This is a genomic window from Thalassorhabdus alkalitolerans (assembly GCF_042656525.1).
Classification (GTDB): domain Bacteria; phylum Bacillota; class Bacilli; order Bacillales; family Marinococcaceae; genus Thalassorhabdus; species Thalassorhabdus alkalitolerans.
Map to the genome: position 1 here is coordinate 95,919 of NZ_JBHSOZ010000002.1, position 17,631 is coordinate 113,549.

15 protein-coding genes and 1 other RNA gene are annotated in these 17,631 nt (G+C 43.7%); all 16 read right to left on the minus strand.

What is annotated here, in order from left to right:
* Window positions 1-136 precede the first annotated feature (136 nt).
* The 16 genes from ACFPU1_RS00515 to ACFPU1_RS00590 all read right to left on the minus strand — a co-directional run bounded on the left by ACFPU1_RS00515 (window position 137) and on the right by ACFPU1_RS00590 (window position 17,501).
* A complete protein-coding gene (locus tag ACFPU1_RS00515) occupies window positions 137-325 on the minus strand; it encodes a hypothetical protein (RefSeq protein WP_054636848.1) in 189 nt (62 codons plus the stop codon).
* A 177-nt stretch (window positions 326-502) separates the two neighbouring features.
* Window positions 503-1,513 carry a sodium-dependent bicarbonate transport family permease gene (locus tag ACFPU1_RS00520; RefSeq protein WP_385937247.1) on the minus strand — a complete coding sequence of 337 codons (1,011 nt, stop codon included), beginning with the start codon at window positions 1,511-1,513 and terminating at the stop codon, window positions 503-505.
* A gap of 221 nt (window positions 1,514-1,734) precedes the next feature.
* Window positions 1,735-2,115, minus strand: a complete 381-nt coding sequence (locus tag ACFPU1_RS00525) for a Na-translocating system protein MpsC family protein (RefSeq protein WP_385937250.1) — start codon at window positions 2,113-2,115, stop codon at window positions 1,735-1,737.
* A gap of 577 nt (window positions 2,116-2,692) precedes the next feature.
* A complete protein-coding gene (locus ACFPU1_RS00530) occupies window positions 2,693-3,652 on the minus strand; it encodes a nuclease-related domain-containing protein (RefSeq protein ID WP_385937253.1) in 960 nt (319 codons plus the stop codon).
* Between the two features lie 293 nt (window positions 3,653-3,945).
* Window positions 3,946-4,310: a transfer-messenger RNA gene (ssrA, locus tag ACFPU1_RS00535) on the minus strand.
* 380 nt (window positions 4,311-4,690) lie between these two features.
* Window positions 4,691-5,170, minus strand: coding sequence for an SsrA-binding protein SmpB (gene smpB / locus ACFPU1_RS00540; protein WP_054636845.1), 480 nt, complete (start codon window positions 5,168-5,170; stop codon window positions 4,691-4,693).
* A 199-nt stretch (window positions 5,171-5,369) separates the two neighbouring features.
* Window positions 5,370-7,661, minus strand: coding sequence for a ribonuclease R (rnr, locus tag ACFPU1_RS00545; protein ID WP_054636860.1), 2,292 nt, complete (start codon window positions 7,659-7,661; stop codon window positions 5,370-5,372).
* 59 nt (window positions 7,662-7,720) lie between these two features.
* Window positions 7,721-8,476, minus strand: coding sequence for an alpha/beta hydrolase (locus ACFPU1_RS00550; RefSeq protein WP_385937256.1), 756 nt, complete (start codon window positions 8,474-8,476; stop codon window positions 7,721-7,723).
* Window positions 8,473-9,198: an alpha/beta hydrolase gene (locus ACFPU1_RS00555; protein ID WP_385937259.1), complete on the minus strand. Its 726-nt coding sequence runs from the start codon at window positions 9,196-9,198 to the stop codon at window positions 8,473-8,475. Before ACFPU1_RS00555 ends, ACFPU1_RS00550 begins: the two co-directional genes overlap by 4 nt.
* Window positions 9,199-9,425: 227 nt before the next feature.
* Window positions 9,426-9,656 carry a preprotein translocase subunit SecG gene (gene secG / locus ACFPU1_RS00560; RefSeq protein ID WP_054636843.1) on the minus strand — a complete coding sequence of 77 codons (231 nt, stop codon included), beginning with the start codon at window positions 9,654-9,656 and terminating at the stop codon, window positions 9,426-9,428.
* Window positions 9,657-9,801: 145 nt separating this feature from the next.
* Window positions 9,802-11,085 carry a phosphopyruvate hydratase gene (eno, locus tag ACFPU1_RS00565; RefSeq protein ID WP_385937262.1) on the minus strand — a complete coding sequence of 428 codons (1,284 nt, stop codon included), beginning with the start codon at window positions 11,083-11,085 and terminating at the stop codon, window positions 9,802-9,804.
* A gap of 223 nt (window positions 11,086-11,308) precedes the next feature.
* Window positions 11,309-12,844, minus strand: a complete 1,536-nt coding sequence (gene gpmI, locus ACFPU1_RS00570; RefSeq protein ID WP_385937265.1) for a 2,3-bisphosphoglycerate-independent phosphoglycerate mutase — start codon at window positions 12,842-12,844, stop codon at window positions 11,309-11,311.
* A complete protein-coding gene (tpiA, locus tag ACFPU1_RS00575; protein WP_100400183.1) occupies window positions 12,841-13,599 on the minus strand; it encodes a triose-phosphate isomerase in 759 nt (252 codons plus the stop codon). The genes gpmI and tpiA overlap by 4 nt, the downstream gene beginning before the upstream one ends.
* Before the next feature lie 151 nt (window positions 13,600-13,750).
* Window positions 13,751-14,935 (minus strand): phosphoglycerate kinase, encoded by a 1,185-nt coding sequence (locus tag ACFPU1_RS00580; RefSeq protein ID WP_385937268.1) that lies wholly within the window; start codon window positions 14,933-14,935, stop codon window positions 13,751-13,753.
* A 437-nt stretch (window positions 14,936-15,372) separates the two neighbouring features.
* Complete coding sequence (gap, locus tag ACFPU1_RS00585; RefSeq protein WP_054636840.1) at window positions 15,373-16,377, minus strand: type I glyceraldehyde-3-phosphate dehydrogenase; 1,005 nt, start codon at window positions 16,375-16,377, stop codon at window positions 15,373-15,375.
* A gap of 92 nt (window positions 16,378-16,469) precedes the next feature.
* Window positions 16,470-17,501, minus strand: coding sequence for a sugar-binding transcriptional regulator (locus ACFPU1_RS00590; protein ID WP_385937271.1), 1,032 nt, complete (start codon window positions 17,499-17,501; stop codon window positions 16,470-16,472).
* Between the last annotated feature and the right edge of the window lie 130 nt (window positions 17,502-17,631).

Here is a 17,631-nt window from a genome sequence, read left to right on the forward strand (position 1 = left end):
TGTTAGGTCTCTCGGTTATGTATAGTATAAAGCCCAGTTATGAAGAAAATATGTATTTGTCATTTTTAGAAGCGATGATATTTTTGTAGAAATAATGAAAGCTCACTCGTTACGAGTGAGCTCCTATCAGGATTCCTTACGAAAATATCAAGACACCTGCCACAATAATAATAACTGCTGGCATAATAGCTAAATAAATGAGTGACATATTAAACATGCTTTCATGGTGATCGTATTTTTCCTCTTTTTTTCTTGTCAGCCCTAAGGTCACAACAAGGGCGGCAATACAGACTAGTAAGGGAAAGATGATTTGGATAAGCTGCATACTATACTCCTTTTCATACTTATTGATCCAAAACAGTCCTGTTCATGCAGCTGCAAATGTTTCTTACATATTCTGCAAGGGTCGCTTTTATTGTAGTAAATTAAAATGAAGACTTCAAGATGGAATAAAAAAATCGGCTCCTCAAAGGAGCCGGACGGACTGCTGTACGAAAGTTTTTTAGTAAAACCACTGAGAAATAGCGTACATTAGCGGTATGCCGACAATTAGATTAAACGGGAAGGTTATTCCGAGAGCCAGCCCTAGATAAATAGATGGGTTAGCCTTCGGCACAGACGCCCGAAGAGCAGCCGGTGCTGCGATATAGGAAGCAGAAGCAGCTAACACTCCCATCAGGGTTGCTCCTCCTTGAGACAGGCCGACAACGTATCCTGTAACAATACCTAGAACACCGTATACTACAGGAATAACGATTCCCAGTGAGATAAGCTTAATGCCGTGTTCTTTGATGACACTTAATCGCTTTCCGGCAATGAGCCCCATGTTAAGCAAGAAAAGAATCAGTATGCTGTAGTACATATCCATAAATAACGGTTGGACAATCGGGATAGCCTCTTCTCCAGTTACGAGCCCGACCAGCAGGCTTCCTAAAAGAAGCAAAACACTTTTCCCAAAGAAGCTTTCCCGCAAAATACTTTTATCAATGAGAGGAATTGGCGACTGAGCTACAATTCCAACACCTTGTACAGGCATATCCTGCTGTTTCTTTTTACTCTGGGCCATCCCGAATAGGATAAGGGCGACTAATATCGCGGGAATTTCCATGACAACAACCATAGCGCTCATAAAGCTTTCGTAGCTGACACCGAAATCTCCTAAGAAAGCAATCGCCGCACCGTAGGTTACAATACTGACAGAGCCGTAGGTGGCTGCAAGACCAATCGCATTATGAAGATCCATTTTAAAGAAAACTTTTAGAATCACAAGGGTTAACACAGGAGTTAAAATCCCTAGAAAAAGGGTTCCGGCAAGCGGGGTGATGACTGTTTGAAAGGAGTAATTAGAAAGCTCAATTCCTCCCTTAATCCCAATGGCAATTAATAGATAAATACTTAGTGCTTCACTTAACCCGCTGGGAAACGAAAGATCAGACTTGAATAAGGAAGCCACAATGCCCAGGATAAAAAATAAGATAATTGGCGAAAGCAGGTTTTGTAAGATAATTTCCATCGGTTTCTTCACCCTTTCCATCTATTACATTTTTTTATTCGTTAATTTTTTGCATTGTTTTCGATTCAAAGCGATGTGTCTCGAGCAGTGTGGTGCAGATAAAGGCAATAAAAAAACCGACACCATGTAAAAAGGATGCATGGGTCGCTGCCCACTTCCTTTTTAGATGAATGTCGGTTTATCATTCACTCGCATTCTCTGCGTTTAAATGATCTCCCATTTTATGAAGGGACCTTCGCTTGAAGATCTGAATGTAACATAAAGATAATGACACGCTCCCCTTGAGGAATGCTGATGTCAGTATGAAAGCTTTTCACGTTTTCACCCGTTATATCATAGATGATTTGTTTCAGTTGAGCGTTGCCGGTTTCAATCAAGTCAGCTCTGATCTTCTTAATCGAAAGCATGCCCTGTCTGTCTTTGGCAAGCTCTTGTTCCGCAGGCGTTAAAATCCCGTTAACAACTACGATAATCATATTTCGTACAATATCTGTTTTTACTTTTACTGATCCCCGTCCTAGGTAGTCTTTTTCCCACTGGGTAAAAGCCTTACTAATTTCGGATTCCAGCATACCTTTTTTACGAAGCTGCTGAGAAGTCATTGCTTCCTCCACTCGAGTAATATAGCTTAGATAACAAATTTTCAGTATGTCATAAATACCTTTATAACAGACTGCTCATTTGCCCCTTAGCAAGATGGAGCCCCTTTAACATCAGAGGTTAAAAGAATTATATTATTAATTATATGTATCTGTCAATTTAAATTTTATACCTTTTTTAAAAAAGGGCTGTTCCGCACACTTCACTTTTACCAAAATATGGGATTGGATGCCCCCCCGTTTACACATGTCCATTGGTCTGTCCCCGGTCCTATCGTTATTACCGCTCCTCATATGTGTTATGCCTCTTACGAGCGTATCACCTTCTAATGTGCTGTATAAATAATAACCCAGGTCCTCCCTGCCGGTCAGTACTTCTTCAAGCACTTGCACAGTCCCAAAATCAGTGAGCTGGTGAGCTTCAACCCTAATATGCCCGGCCATTCAAAGTGAAAAAGTTAACATTAGAGGAAATGTATTCACTGGGATTTGGGTTGTTGGGTTGGTGAGGGCAGGTAGCGTTGCTGATGTTTAAAAAAGGTTTCAGAGGGACAGTAAAGAAGTCAAGCTGGAAGAGATGTTATTCCAGATGGTAAAGCGTTCCTTTCGTCGTTCCGCTGTGAGAGAGGTTTGCATTAGCTAACAGGCTTTTCATTACTGTCTGGGAAGAAACCAACAAAAATTCCCGTGCCTTTTTATTAGTAATTGTGGAATTTATCAACAGACTGTAATCGTGTAATGTCTCTTTGTAACAGTCCTTGGAGGTATGCAAACATTGAAAGCACATCCACTTTCCTCTTGCTCTTGTCATTGGAACATAGTTGCACTGTGGGCAGCACACTCCTTTAAGGATCTCTTTGTCTGTGATTTCATAACGTTTTAGCACATTTACATGTAAGGGACAATGGTGATCAATGAGGAGGGAAGAAAGTTTGAGAAAGCGTTTAGAATGTATTACTTTAGTGGGGAATGTTTTCTCTAGTTTCGTAATTTCTTGAGGAAGTTTGGGAGCGAGAATCACTTTATTGTAAATATATTGATTACCGGGGGTAGTTTTCAGAAGGGTTCGCGGGGAGCCAATAACAACCAGTTCACTTACCGGCATATTCACATAGTTATTGTTCTTCAGCCATTTTTTTAATTGAAGACTTTGGCGTTCGACCTGAATTAGCGGGTCGGGAAATGCTTCTTCCTTTCCATCCCTGGTACGTATAAGTTGGTTGAATGCTGAATCAAAAAAGAGGGTACCGGTAATGTTTTTCACTTCTAAAATAAGGATAAATCGAGGAGACACTATTAACGTATCTATTTGAAAATGGTGGGAGCCGTCAAAAAGCCTAAGGTCATGAAAAATATGGTACTCTTTTTCTGGTAAAAAGCTTAAAGGATAGTCAAGATTTTTTTCACCTTGGTATCCTGCCCTTCTTTTTGCCAGGTCTTCGGATATTGCTTCTCTTTTTGGGTGATTTTCAGGCAGCCTTCTTAGAAGAGCTTCTAATTGCTGTAAGTAACGGGGGATCAAACGGGGTTTTACGATCATTTCTTGCCTCCTTGCCGAGTGGTGTTCACTTGTTTCTACCTATACGGTGAGATTTCCTGCAGTAGATTTGTGAATCTGGGTAAAATTTAATTTTTTGGGTCACTTTTTTGGTTATTTAGGTCATGTTTCAAGATAATTAGGTCAAAATTAAGAATAATTGGGTCAAACGACAACTTTCGTCAATTTTCGCCCTCCCCCCTTCCGGTTCCGGCTCTCTGTAACTTCGCCCGCCCCGATCAGGTAAAGACTCAGAAAAAGGACGACAAATTAAAAAAACCACCCTACATTATGTATGGTGGAGACGGTGGGAGTCGAACCCACGTCCAGAGATATCGGCACTTCAGCTTCTACGAGCGTAGTTACTGTATTATCATTCGCCTGCACTTCAGCCCAGTAACCGGCTTCCGTGAGGCTAGTCTGATTAGTCTCTTCTGCTGACCTCAGACGGTGGCCAGACAGCGTATCCCGCTAATGAGTGAGACCCTCTAAGCATTCCACACGGGAGATGGAATGGAGGATCCGCATAAAGCTACTTACGCAGCTACTGCGAGGTTTTGTTCTGATTTGCCAGTTATTATTGGCGTGGCAGTTTAACGAGGTTGCCGACTCGGCTCGCTACTCAAGCTCGACCTATCCCTGTCGAATCCGTATCGTCCCCATATTTAGAAAGGTTGTCTGTACTTAAACATGACTACCGCTTCAAAGGGGGGAATACAGAGTAACATATGAACAATCTATGAAATTGTATTGTTGTTTTCCCTTTGGATATACTATTATAGCAAATACCCAGAGAAATACAACCCCTTTTTATAAAAAATATTGTCTAAAGCTGTGCTGTCCATTTGATCCGACAGCCACTCAAGTAAGATAACACATTTTCTCTCAACCTTCAAGAGGGCTCCGGACAGCTTCCCATTACCAGACACTTACCTCTTTTCACGCACTTACCCTTTCCCAGGCGGTTACCTCTTACAACGCAATTTCCTCTTATCGAGCAGACACCCATTACCAGGCAGTACCTTGCCTCAACAGGAAACCTTATTCCATCCCTTTCATCTTGCGGCCGATCGCTTTATCCATTTCACGCTTTGCATCTTTTTCTTTTAAGCTCTGGCGTTTGTCGTATTTCTTTTTCCCTTTTGCCAGTCCAATTAAAACTTTGGCTACACCATTTTTTATATACATCTTCAAAGGAATAAGGGAATAGCCTTGCTGCTGGGTCTGACCGATCAGCTTTGAGATTTCTTTCTTGTGTAAAAGAAGCTTTCTTGTTCGCAAAGGATCATGGTTATACCGGTTTCCCTGCTCGTATGGACTGATGTGAGCGTTGTGCAGGAACACCTCGCCGTTCCGGTCCACCCTTGCGAAACTGTCTTTAATGTTTGCTTTCCCTGCCCTGATTGACTTAATTTCCGTACCTTGAAGAACCATTCCCGCTTCATATGTTTCTTCAATCGTATAATCATGGCGGGCTTTTCGATTTTGAGCAATGGTTTGTCCTTCTGTTTTCTTTGCCATAACGAATGCACCCTTCTCTCCTGTTATCATCTAATCTTACCAAAGGCCGATTCAAAGCGTCAATAAACGGGAAAAACACCTTTCCTCCCTGCTGAACCGGTCTTTAGCCGTGTGAAACCTTTCCCCATAAAAACATTCAGCGGGTAAAAGCCGAAAAGGAAGAAGGCCCCTATCAAGCCTGCTTCCTTTTTACTCGGATTTACTTTCTCTTCTTTTTCCGCTTATTTTTCGGAGCATTTTCATAAAATTTCTTGTTTCCTTTTTGCTTCATTTTCACTTTGGAACGGCCCTTTTTCGGCTTGTCCGCTGAAGAACCTGTCTTATCTGAAGGTTTTCCGTTTCTCTTTCCACCTTCAATCACTTTTGGGCGTTCCTTGCGGGTTCTTTTCTTATTGTCCTTCATGCCGACAATCTCAAAGTCAATATCTGCTTCATCTACATTAACCTTGACGACTCTCACTTCGACCTGATCACCGATCCGGAAAATGTTGCCTGTCCGTTCCCCGATCATTGCATATTGTTTTTCATCGAAATGATAATAATCATCAGTCATATAGCTGACATGAACCATACCTTCGATTGTATTTTCAAGCTCTACAAACAGTCCGAAGTTGGCAGCACCGCTTACTATGCCGCTAAATTCTTCGCCGACTTTATCTTCCATATACTGAGCCTTCTTCAGGTCATCAACTTCACGTTCAGCATCCACTGCCCGCCGCTCCATATCAGAGGCGTGCTGAGCGATATTTGAAAGCTTTTCCTTCCAGCTTTCCTGGGTGGTCTGATCATTCTTGTTCTTAACCAGATACTCGCGTATCAGCCTGTGCACGATAAGGTCCGGGTACCGCCGGATTGGCGATGTAAAATGAGTATAGAAATCGGAAGCAAGGCCAAAGTGCCCTTCGTTAGAAGAATCATATCTTGCCTGCTTCATGGAACGGAGCATGACCGTGCTGATTACAGCCTGTTCCGGTTCACCGGCAACTTCCTCAAGCACCTGTTGCAAGGAACGAGGGTGGACAGAGTTTGCACTTCCTTTTACCACGTATCCAAAATTCGTCACAAACTCAAGAAAATGCTGAAGCTTTTCTTCGTCTGGATCCTCGTGAATCCGGTACATAAAAGGAACCTTCATCCAGTGGAAATGCTCAGCTATAGTCTCGTTTGCTGCAAGCATAAATTCTTCGATGAGCTTTTCTGCGACCGAACGGTCACGAAGCACCACATCTGTTGGTTTTCCTTCTTCATCCACAAGCACTTTTGCCTCTTTGAAATCAAAGTCAATTGCTCCTCGGTCAAAGCGTTTTTTTCGGAGGATGGCTGCAAGATCTTCCATTCTTTCAAAGAAAGGAACAAGATCCTTATACTTCTCTCTTGTTTCTTCATCCTTTTCCTCAAGAATCAGGCGGACATCTGTATAAGTCATCCGTTCATTTGTACGGATCACACTTTCGAAGATGTCATGGTTTACAACCTCTCCTTGGGGAGTGATCTCCATTTCACAGGACAACGTAAGACGGTCTACCTTAGGATTCAAACTACAGATCCCATTAGACAGTCGGTGGGGGATCATTGGAATAACCCGGTCAACCAAGTAGACACTTGTGCCTCGTTCAAAGGCCTCTTCGTCTATCGGAGAGCCTTCCTCCACATAATAGCTGACGTCAGCGATGTGAACACCAAGGATGTAATTTCCGTTGTCCAGCTTCTTCACATGAACAGCATCATCAAGATCCTTTGCGTCGGCACCGTCAATGGTCACTATTGTTTCATCCCGCAAGTCACGGCGGCCTTCAATCTCCTGCGGATCGATTTGATCGGAAATGCTGTTCGCATGGTCTGTAACCTCTTCAGGAAATTCACCAGGAAGGCCATGTTTGTGAATGACAGAAAGAATATCGATCCCTGGGTCATTTTTATGGCCAAGAATATTTACTACGCTGCCTTCAGCACTCATTCTGCCTTCAGGGTATTTCGTGATTTCCACCACCACTTTGTGGCCATCTACAGCCCCATGCTCCTTGCCTTTTGGAATGAAAATATCATTTGTAATATGTTTGTCGTCTACCTCTACAAATCCATAAGATTTAGAATCAATAAAGGTTCCGACAACCTTTGTTGTTCCTCTTTCTAATATTCGCACGACTGTTCCTTCCGCCCGGGAACCCGAGGAGGAGGAATTCACGCGAACGAGTACAAGGTCCTTGTTCATTGCCCCGTTTAATTCATTAGGCGGCACAAAGACATCATCTCTGTCTTTTTCTTCAGGAAGGATAAAAGCAAACCCTTTTTGGTGGCTTTGTACCTTCCCTCGCATTAAATTCATTTTCTCCGGCACACCGTATCTATTGCTTCTTGTCCGGACGATGAGGCCCTCTTCTTCCAGCTCATTTAAGGATTTCATCATGTCCTTAAGCTTACTGGAGCTTTCCGAGTCAAAGGCTTCTTTAATCTCTTCCACTGACATCGGCTTTTCTGCATCTTCTTTCATAAATGTGAGTATTTCCTGTTTTTGCTCGTGGGCCAAGGTGTCATCTCTCCTTTCTTTCTTTATTTATCCACTTCCCAATCTAAGTTCTCTAAAAACTGGTAGATTTCCTCGTGAAGCTGGTCTTTTTCAGGTCCTAAGGTAATCACGTGAGTAGAGTTTTCGTACCACTTTAACTCTTTACGATCAGATGACGCTTCATCATGAATAATCTCAGCGCTCTTAAGCTCAACCATTTCATCGTTTTTTGCCTGCACCACCATCATTGGATCAAAAACCATATCCAAAGAATCTTTAATCTCCTCAATGAGTTCATTTATAGATTCTAGTGTATCCAATGGAAGCTCTTTAAATTCTTTCATCTCCTGCTCTATCTGCTCCGCACTTTTCTTTTCCAGTTTTTTCTGCTCTTTGGCGTATTGAAGAACTCCTGCATGCAGGCGGTCAACATTTCCATGTACAGTCATCGGAGCACACATCGGTACAATCCCTTTCACATCAAAGGTATACCCTACTTTTAAGGAAAACAACCCGCCTAGAGACAGGCCGCAGACAGCGATCTTTTCGTAACCTTCATTTTTCAAATGGTCATAAGCTTTTTCAACATCCTGCCACCATTCTTCCCATGACGTTTCCATCAGTTCCTCTGGTGGAACACCATGTCCCTTATACATGGGAGCATGGCATGTATACCCCTTTTTATTCAAAAAGCGTGCAAGCATTCTTACATCTGCTGGTGAACCAGTAAAGGCATGTAACAAAAGAACGGCCCGCTTTCCTCCTTCAAGTGTAAATGGCTTTGGCGGTACTATTTTCATGTCTCATTTCCTCCTTGAATTCTTGGTTTGTTCTCGTTTTTCAAAAAACGTTCTAAGTCATCTAAGACTCGCTTTTTATCAGGACCATGGCATAAATAATGCCTTGAATCTTTGTATAAATAGAGGCGCTTTTCCCGGGACCCCATGTTTTCAAATAAGTATTCTGCACTTTTCACAGGCACTAATCCATCAAGCTCCCCCTGCATAATTAAGGAGGGAATCGTAATTTCTTTCACAAACGGACGAACCGTTTTTACAGCTTTTGTAAATTCATACACCGCCGTTAAAGGGGTCTCTTGAATTTTCTTACTGTAAAACTGGTACCAGGGGTCTTCATTATCGAATGCTCCCTTCAGCCTGGCTTCTGCTGCAATTTTAAAGTCCTTTAACAGCTGAGGCGGATTCACGTAATAAGCGGCTGCACCTAATAAGACTACCTTTTCGACAGGATACCTGGCGGACAAATAACATGCCAGCATCCCCCCCATTGAAAACCCAACCACATAGACTTTTTCACAGTATTTAAATAATTCAGCGCACGCTTTGTCGGCTGCGTAAATCCAAGCTTTGTATGTAGCTCCTTTTAAGTCGTCTCCAGGACCGTGTCCTGGAAGCGTAGGAGAATAAATAAGCCAGTCTTTATTCTTTTTCAGCTTTTTGACAACAGGCTCCACTTCCCATGGCGCTCCGGTAAATCCGTGCAGGCATAAACAACCAATCATGTTCTCCATCTACCTTCACTTTCTATTTTAATACCAGTCATTACGAAAAAAAGACGTCACATTCAAACGAGTCTCCTTCTTTCATATTTCCCTGGCACCGAGCATAAGAATACATTGGGGTTCTCTACAAAGGTTCCCAATATTACGGTTTCTAATCAAACACAAAAAAAGCAGCCAGGCACATCCTGCTGCTCAATTTCATCTTCTATTTTGTCATTATACCTTTCTTACAGGAAGTAAGCCAGTAATATGGTCAATATGAAAAACAGCACGGCAAGCACAACGGTCATTTTGCTTAAGAAAGCCTCTACACCGCGAGCTTTTTGTTTCCCCATCAACTGTTCGGCACCACCGGAAATCGCTCCTGATAAACCGGCACTTCGTCCGGATTGAAGCAATACGACAGTTATGAGAGCGATGGAAACAATGGCCAAAAGAACAAAAAGTAATGTTTCCAAACAGGACACCTCCACATAGGATTACGCTTCTATAAATTTATCACAACACGTCCCATATGACAATGCAGCCTCGCTTTCTTTCTCTAAACCGACAAAAAAACAAGCCCTCCCCCGTCCTAAGGAAGGCTTGCATTTTTTTAAAGTCTTACTTGCTCAAGTTATAGAACGCTTTTTGCGCCGGGTAAACAGCTGTGGGGCCAAGCTCGTCATCAATACGAAGGAGCTGGTTGTATTTCGCAACACGGTCGCTGCGTGATGGGGCTCCTGTTTTAATTTGTCCCGCATTGGTAGCAACAGCGATGTCTGCAATGGTTGCGTCTTCTGTTTCACCGGAGCGGTGGGAAATGACCGCTGTGTAGCCTGCTCTCTTAGCCATTTCAATGGCATCAAAAGTCTCAGTAAGTGTTCCAATCTGATTCACTTTAATAAGGATAGAGTTCCCTACACCTTGCTCAATTCCTTGTGAAAGCTTGGATGTGTTGGTCACAAATAAATCATCACCAACTAATTGTACTTTATCACCTAGTACATCCGTAAGCTTCTTCCAGCCTTCCCAGTCGTTTTCATCAAGGCCGTCCTCAATGGAGATGATAGGGTATTTTTCTACAAGGTCTTTGTAGAAGTCAATCATTTCATCTACTGATTTAACGACACCCTCACCTTTAAGGTTATACTTGCCGTCTTCGTACATTTCAGATGCTGCAGCATCCATAGCAAGAGCAACCTCTTCACCTGGTTTATAGCCTGCTTTTTCAATGGCTTCCACAATCGTTTGAAGTGCTTCTTCATTTGACCCAAGGTTAGGAGCAAATCCGCCTTCATCACCTACTGCCGTGTTTAATCCTTTGCCTTGTAGGACTTTCTTAAGGTTATGGAAAATTTCTGCACCGATCCGAACGGCTTCAGGGAAGTCTTGCGCCCCTACAGGCATCACCATAAACTCTTGAATATCAACATTGTTATCAGCGTGCTCTCCTCCATTGAGGATGTTCATCATTGGGACAGGGAGTGTTTTAGAGTTAAAGCCTCCAAGGTACTCATATAACGGCACACCAAGATCGTTAGCAGCAGCATGAGCTGCAGCCATGGAAACACCGAGGATTGCATTCGCACCGAGGTTCCCTTTGTTTTCTGTGCCATCAAGTTCGATTAGAAGCTCATCAATACCTGTTTGATCTGTTACTTCAGCACCAAGCAATTCTGGAGCAATTTGCTCATTTACATTGTCTACCGCTTGCGTAACACCTTTACCCATATAACGCTCTCCGCCATCGCGAAGTTCTACCGCTTCATGCTCTCCAGTGGAAGCTCCACTTGGTACAAGAGCGCGCCCCATGGCTCCGTTTTCTGTGTAAACTTCAACTTCAACAGTAGGGTTTCCTCGGGAATCCAGTACTTCTCGTGCATAAATATCAGTTATCATACTCATCATTAAACACTCCTTTATCTGTTTCCATTTTTAGCAAAGGAAGAGTAAAATCCTTCGGGCCCTTGAAAGACTCTTTCTTCTCCTGCTTTTCATTCATTTGTTTTCATTCAAGCTTTAAAAATTAATTAGGCTTTCTATTTTAGTTTGCTGCCAGGAGCTCTTTTTCCTGCTCTGATACCAGTTATTTTCTCTTAGGCTGCGCACACCTGAGTTAAACAAACGTTTATTTAATCAGTGATTTCCCTGTCATGTCTGAAGGCTGTTCTATATTTAACAACTTGAGAATCGTCGGCGAGAGATCGGCAAGAATCCCTCCGTCACGAAGCTCAAGACCTTCCTTCGTCACAATAACCGGCACAGGACGTGTGGTATGGGCTGTCATTGCTTCTCCAGTCTTTGTCAGCACTTCATCAGCATTCCCATGGTCGGCTGTAATTACCGCAGACCCGCCCTTTTCAATAATCAGATCAACGATTTTCCCCAGACATTCGTCTACTGCCTCAACTGCTTTAATTGTCGGCTTCAGCATCCCTGAATGGCCAACCATATCAGGATTGGCAAAGTTCAGGATGATCACGTCATGCTCGTCATTCTTAATTTCCTCAAGAAGGGCATCGGTGACTTCGTAGGCGCTCATTTCCGGCTGCAAGTCATACGTTGGAACCTTTGGTGAATCAATTAAAATACGCTTTTCATTTTCAAATTCATCCTCTTGTCCTCCGCTGAAGAAAAAGGTGACGTGGGGATATTTCTCTGTCTCTGCAATGCGAAGCTGTTTCAGCCCAGCTTTTGAAACTACTTCACCAAGAGTATTCTTAAGCTCCTGAGGAGGATAAGCCACTTTGCAGTTTTTAAGAGAATCACTATATTGGGTCATCGTTACAAAGTGAATGTCTTCTGGAAATTTCTCACCACGATCAAACTCTTCAAACTCCTCGCTGGTAAAGACCTGTGAGAGCTGAGTCGCACGGTCCGGACGGAAATTCATAAAAATCACACTGTCCTTATCCTTCACCGTCGCAATCGGCGAACCGTCTTCTTCAGTGAGTACCGTTGGAATAAGAAACTCATCCCATACTTCGTTTTCATAGGAGTCATCAACGACCTTAAGGGCATCTCCATGGGTCGGACCTTCCCCGTAAACAAGGGCACGGTATGATTTTTCAACCCGCTCCCAGCGGCGGTCCCGATCCATCGCATAATAGCGGCCGTGAAGAGAAGCCAGGCGTCCCGAGCTTCTCTCATTCATCTTCGCCTGAAGCTGAATAAGATAGGTTTTCGCGCTTTTTTGTTCCACATCCCGGCCATCAAGAAAGGCGTGAACAAACACCTTGTCTACATTATGCTCCTTGGCAAGATCAAGAAGAGCAATTAAATGGTCGTAATGGCCATGCACTCCTCCATCAGAAAGCAGCCCAAAAATATGAAGCTGGCTGTCATTCTTTTTTGCATTCTCAATAGCACCGAGAAATGTTTCATTTTCGTAAAAGCTGCGATCCTTAATTCCTCTGTTAATAAGAGACAAGCTTTGGTAGACAGGGCGGCCGGCCCCAATATTCAGGTGTCCTACCTCTGAATTTCCCATTTGTCCTTCAGGGAGCCCGACAGCTTCCCCTTTTGCCTCTAATGTTGTATGGGGAAATTGGCTCCAGTAGCGGTCAAAATTAGGAGTGTCGGCTTGGGCAACAGCATTCCCGAAGCTCTCTTCACGCATGCCGTATCCATCTAGAATAATTAATGCTACTGGTGACTTGCTCATTGCTTTCCAGCCTCCACCAGCTTCACAAAGGAATCTGTTTTCAGGCTTCCACCGCCGACAAGGGCTCCGTCAATGTGTTCTTGAGCCATATAACCTTCAATGTTTTCAGGCTTCACGCTTCCGCCATACTGAATACGGACAGCTTCAGCTACTTCTTGACCGTACATATCCAAAAGGTAGCGGCGGATAATTCCGCACGTTTCATTTGCATCCTCTGCTGAGGAAGATTTCCCTGTTCCAATGGCCCAGATCGGCTCGTATGCAATGACTACTTTCATTGCCTGGTCTTCAGAAAGCCCTTCAAATCCTTTTTCAACCTGAGCCGTTACAACCTCTTCTGTCTTCCCCGCTTCACGTTCTTCATCTGTTTCACCGCAGCACATAATTGGTGTGATACCATGAGCAAATGCAGCATGAAGCTTTTTATTTACGGATTCGTCTGTTTCATTGAACATATCACGACGTTCAGAATGGCCGATAATAACATAAGGAATTTCCAGGTCAGCAAGAGCTGCCGGGCTGATTTCCCCTGTAAAAGCACCATTCTCTTCAAAATGCATGTTTTGAGCCCCTACAGCTACTTCGCTGCCTTTGGCTTCATCATTCATATCTTTAAGAAACAACGCAGGAGCACACACGACAGATTCTACTTCTTCTTTAGAAGGAACCTGGTTCTTTACCTCTTCAATAAAAGAGACCGCTTCTCCGTGAGTCTTATTCATTTTCCAGTTTCCTGCAATAATCGGTTTTCTCACGATTTCACCCCGCAAAAATTATCGTTTACAGCTTCCTTTGGCTGAGATCCCTTCCTAAAGGTGCGGATCAGAAGAATAAACGGTAAGCACCCAGAAACATTCTCCTTTTCCTGTACCGCCTTCAGGACACCTGACACCTCAGGAGTGCTGTCTACTTATCATTTAACGCTACAACGCCAGGAAGATCTTTTCCTTCCATAAACTCCAGGGATGCGCCACCACCCGTTGAGATGTGGCTCATTCTATCTGCCAGTTCAAACTTCTCTACAGCTGCCGCAGAATCGCCGCCGCCGATTACAGAATACGTTTCAGAGGACTCAGCGAGAGCTTCAGCTACACTCCTTGTCCCACTTGCAAACGCCGCAAACTCAAACACTCCCATAGGGCCATTCCAGATGGCTAGCTTGGAGTCCTGAATAACACCTTTGTACTTTTCAATCGTCTTTGGCCCGATATCCAGAGCTTCCCAGTCAGATGGGATATTGTCGATACTGACAACCTCGGTATTCGCGTCTTCTGCAAAGTCATCGGCTACAATAACGTCTTCAGGCATGTAAAAATTAACACCTTTGTCTTCTGCTTTTTTCATAAAGTCCCTGGCAAGGTCAATTTTATCTTCTTCAAGAAGGGATTTTCCGATTTCATGGCCCTGGGCTTTCACAAACGTATAAGCAAGACCACCGCCAATAATCAGGTTATCTACTTTATCAAGAAGATTGTCAATTACACCTATTTTATCTTTTACTTTAGCTCCGCCGATAATGGCAGTAAACGGACGGTCTGGCTCTGAAAGAGCCTGGCCAAGCACCTGAAGTTCTTTTTCCATAAGCAGTCCCGCTACTGCTGGAAGGTGATGAGCGACCCCTTCTGTAGAAGCATGTGCTCTATGAGCAGCTCCAAAGGCGTCGTTTACATACACATCTGCAGGCTCGGCTAACTTTTTCGCCAGCTCCTCATCGTTTTTTTCTTCCCCTGGTTCAAAACGAAGATTTTCAAGGAGCAGCACTTCACCGTCAATCATTTGGGATACAGCTTGTTTTACTCGGTCTCCATACACTTCATCGACCTTCTGGACATTTCTTTGAGTGAGCTCGGAAAGACGGGCAGCAACAGGTCCCAGGCGGAGTTCTTCGACCACTTCGCCTTTCGGGCGGCCCAAATGGCTTCCCAGGATCACTTTTGCCCCTCTTTCTGTTAAGTATTCAAGGGTAGGCAAGACAGCACGGATCCGAGTGTCATCAGTGACGAGTCCCTCATTCATCGGCACATTTAAATCAACACGGCAAAATACTGTTTTTCCTTTTACATCAATATCACGAATTGACTTTTTGTTCATCGCTCATCCTCCTCTTCCGGCAGAAGTAAATAATAAATCGGGCATTCTTTTTTTCCTGTTATTGCATATTGCCACATGATTGAAGATACCACATAAATGCCAGAAACAAAACTTACCTTTGCCCTTATCGTCAAAGGTTCCCAAATTTCTTCTTTTTTGCTCTGTAAAAGGCGCGTTTTGAGCTTTTGATCAGTTTTTTGCAGACCGGGAGCGGCGGCTGTTCTCAAGCTTTTTCCCTTCCTTTCGGCAAAAGGATCGCCTGTCTGAGTTCACAAGGCTTGTACCTGCCTAACCTCTTCTTTTCCAGTAGTGCAGGAAAAGATGTTCCCGGCCTGCTGCTTTTCTCTATAAGAAGGCATATAAAGCTTTCTTTTACGCAGGGAAAAGGGGAAGCAGAAACCTAATTCTTCTCCCCCTCTTTCGCTACCTGCAATTTATTATTGTTGTTTAGCCATGTAAGCAACAAGGTCAACTACACGGTTAGAATAGCCATACTCATTGTCGTACCAGGAAATAACTTTTACCATGTTATCTTCCATTACCATGGTAGAAAGAGCATCTACTGTGGAAGAGTGGCTGTCACCGTTGTAATCGCTGGATACAAGAGGCTCTTCACTGTATCCAAGGATTCCATTTAAGTTTCCTTCTGCAGCTTCTTTAAATGCTTCGTTTAGTTCATCTGCTGTTACGTTCTTGTCCAGCTCAGCTACAAGGTCAACAAGGGAAACGTTTGGCGTTGGCACACGCATCGCTCCGCCATTTAGCTTACCTTCAAGCTCAGGAAGAACAAGAGCAACCGCTTTTGCTGCACCAGTAGAAGTTGGAATGATGTTTTCTGCTGCTGCACGGGCGCGGCGATAATCCTTATGGGGAAGATCAAGGATTTGCTGATCATTTGTATAGGAGTGAACGGTTGTCATCATTCCCCGCTTAATGCCAAACTTGTCGTTTAGTACTTTTACGAAAGGCGCAATGCAGTTTGTTGTGCAAGATGCATTTGAGATAACATCGTGAGTAGAAGCGTCATAATCTTGTTCGTTAACTCCCATAACAAATGTTCCGTCCACATCTTTACCTGGTGCAGAGATAACAACCTTTTTCGCTCCTGCTTCCAAGTGCTTGGCAGCGTCGTCACGAGCAACAAAACGCCCAGTGGATTCTACAACGTACTCAACACCAAGGTCTCCCCAGCCGATTTGTGCAGGATCTCTTTCTGCCGTAACACGGATTTCTTTCCCGCCAACAACCAGGTTATCTCCGTTCACTTCTACTTTTTCTTCTAGTCTGCCATGTACAGAGTCGTATTTAAGAAGATGGGCAAGCATATTTGCATCTGTAAGGTCATTAATTGCTACCACTTCGATCTCGTCGTTATTTAAAGATGCACGAAATACTAGACGTCCAATTCGTCCAAAACCATTAATTCCTACTTTAGTTGCCATTTGTAAATTCCTCCCTTAATAAAGTAAAGCTTTAATATATAAACCTGGTTTTCTCTCTCTGCAAATGTAAGAAAACACAGTGTTTTTACCAATTACTTTGGCGGCTCATGATCAATGACAGCCTGGGCGGCACTTTCATCTGTAATCAAAATGTCGCTTGGCCTATATCTCATATATGCCCAAATTGCTTCACCTTTAGAAGCCCCGCCTGCAATACTAATGACTTTCTGGTTAGTATTTAAATCATCGAGCTGAAGTCCAATCGTTCTTTCCTTATGAACAATATTGCCATTTCGATCGAAATAATAGCCAAATGCCTCAGCCACTGCTTCTTTCTTTTCTAATTCCTTCATGATACCAGGCTTGGCCTTTCTTCTTTGGGCCATCGTTTTTCCTTCCCCGATACCATGTAACACGACACGAGCTGAACGAATAAGAGCCAGTAACTCTTTAATCTCTGGTTCATGAGCCAGGCTGTCATGCGCTTCCTCACTCAATTGGTCAGGCACATGAAGAAGTCGGTAATTTGCTTCGGCTTTCATGCCCATGACTGAGCTTATTGTGCTTGACTGAATCTCGACCTTTTCACCTAATCCGCCTCTCGCTGGAACAAATGTAACAGATGTAAGACGGGGATCAGGCGTCATCATTTCTGCCACCGAAGCCAAAGTCGTTCCTCCTGCTACGGCTACGACATCATCTGGTGTAAGATGAGCCTTCATTTGTTGAATGCATGCTCTGCCCATTTCCTTCTTTACCCACGAATGCCGGTCACTATTCCCTGACACTACAATTACTTTAGGCACGGAGAGGATCGTAGATACCTGCTCTTCTAAAGAAGCCAGTCCAAAGGCCTCTTTTATCATCTCTTCTAAACCTTCTAAAAGAGTGTGCCCTTCTTCTGTCAGCGTCATGCCCGCGGCTGTCACAGAAAGCAGGCCCTGTTCCTTTAAGAAAGTAACCTCGCCGCGAAGTACACGTTCAGACAGCTCCAGGCTGGCAGCAAGCGTCCTCCGTCCGACGGGCTGCATTAAACGCACATACTGAAGGATGCGGAAACGCTGTCCCATTACGTCTAACACGTCAGGCTGCAGCTTTTTTTGCAGCTCCACAAGTTCTCTCATTTTTATCACCTGATGGCCTATGGGTCATTCAAAGTCCCGCATAGACAAATTTAGTCCCACTTAGTTAATAAAAAAAGGACTTTCCTTCCATTTCATCCTATCAATATTCCCAGCCATGTGCAACAAAACA